The sequence below is a fragment of the Bacillus cereus group sp. BfR-BA-01524 genome (assembly GCF_022662595.1).
Lineage (GTDB): Bacteria > Bacillota > Bacilli > Bacillales > Bacillaceae_G > Bacillus_A > Bacillus_A thuringiensis_S.
In genome coordinates, this window is the sequence record NZ_JAKUDW010000462.1 from 1 (window position 1) to 222 (window position 222).

A 222-nucleotide genomic window follows, 5' to 3' on the forward strand; every position below is an offset into this window, starting at 1 on the left:
CTGGGGAGTACGGCCGCAAGGCTGAAACTCAAAGGAATTGACGGGGGCCCGCACAAGCGGTGGAGCATGTGGTTTAATTCGAAGCAACGCGAAGAACCTTACCAGGTCTTGCCATCCTCTGAAAACCCTAGAGATAGGGCTTCTCCTTCGGGAGCAGAGTGACAGGTGGTGCATGGTTGTCGTCAGCTCGTGTCGTGAGATGTTGGGTTAAGTCCCGCAACG

The 222-nt window shown here is 55.4% G+C and carries 1 rRNA gene; it reads left to right on the plus strand.

Annotated features, from left to right (window positions below):
• Nucleotides 1-222 (plus strand): 16S ribosomal RNA (locus MR170_RS31900); the annotation flags it as partial.